At 44.8% G+C, this 397-nt stretch carries 1 protein-coding gene; it reads left to right on the top strand.

Annotated elements, in window-relative coordinates; all coding sequences use genetic code 11:
- Positions 1 to 363: acyl-CoA thioesterase (locus CHH91_RS17930; protein ID WP_095224766.1), on the top strand; the 363-nt coding region annotated here is incomplete at its 5' end.
- Positions 364 to 397: the final 34 nt, after the last annotated feature.

Raw genomic sequence — 397 nt, 5'->3', positions numbered from 1 at the left:
GTCGTATACCATGCAAACTACTTGAAATATTTCGAACTTGGTCGTACCGCTTATATTGAAGATGCCGGTTACAGTTATGTAAAGATGGAGGAAGATGGCTACTTTGCTCCTGTGTATGATGTGCAAGCAACTTACCGCAAAGCGCTTCGCTACGGAGATACGGCAATCGTGGAGACGCGTCTTTCCCTAAATGACGGCGTTAAAACCGTTTATGCCTACGATATTACGAACCAAAACGGGGAGCTATGTGTAACAGGGTCGACGACACATGTGATTGTGAAAAAAGACACGTTCAAGCCAGTTCCTTTTAAACGGGCGTTCCCTGAGTGGTACCAACGTTATGAAGAGTTGAAGGAGCAATAAAATGGCGTTTGGCATTAACCGTACGGAACTAGAA

Source organism: Virgibacillus sp. 7505 (assembly GCF_002272135.1).
In the GTDB taxonomy this organism is placed as follows: Bacteria; Bacillota; Bacilli; order Bacillales; family Amphibacillaceae; genus Terribacillus.
The sequence above is the reverse complement of the archived record's forward strand: the minus strand, read 5'-3'. Positions and strand labels throughout refer to the sequence as shown.